At 78.3% G+C, this 709-nt stretch carries 1 pseudogene; it reads left to right on the forward strand.

The window, feature by feature from the left end:
* A pseudogene (locus tag AB8Z36_RS42045) lies at positions 1 to 709 on the forward strand (hypothetical protein); the annotation flags it as partial.

Here is a 709-nt window from a genome sequence, read left to right on the forward strand (position 1 = left end):
AGCGGGCAGACCGGGTTCGCCGATTCCGGCTGGGCGGTGGGCAGTTGGGCCGCCGAGGCGGAGTTGCTGTTGCGGGCCGAGGGGCAGTCGTGGTGGGAGGGTGCGGGGCGGTCGCGCGGCGTCTTCACCGTACGGCTGGGTCCGCGCGGACGACGGGTCGTGCACGAACTCGTCGCCCCCGACGCGAGCCACGCACCGACCGTGCGGGCGGTGCGGCGGGCGCTCCCACCGCAGGAGGTCGCCGCGCTGCCCCTGCTGCCGGAGGCCGCCGCGCGCGTCCTGCCCGAGGCGCCGAGAGCCTGCATCCGCTCGTCGGCGCGGCACTCCCGGCGTCCGCCGCGCCACCTCCGGACCTCCGCCCGGCCCCGGCTCACGCTGATCCGCACCGCGTTCAGTGCCGGGGCGAGGTCCACCGCATCGCACTGCGGGACGGTGTACTGACGGCGGTCGATCACGACCCGGACCAACTGCATCGACGCGGTGCACCGCAGCCCGGACGCGCTGCCCGCGGTGCGGGAGCGGCTCGGCCACGGGGACGTCACCGGGGCGCTCGCCGTGGTCGAGGGGCTGCTCGGTACCGGCGCGGTCCTGCGGGACGGGCCGCTCAGGGAGGCGCTGGAGACCGCCGCGGCCCGCCGCGTCGAGCAGGGCCTCTTCCGCGCCGGGCTGGTGGGCGGTCACCCCGGGGCCGGTGGCGCCGCCACCCCGG

The sequence above is a fragment of the Streptomyces flavofungini genome (assembly GCF_041028215.1).
GTDB classification, from domain to species: Bacteria; Actinomycetota; Actinomycetes; order Streptomycetales; family Streptomycetaceae; genus Streptomyces; species Streptomyces flavofungini_B.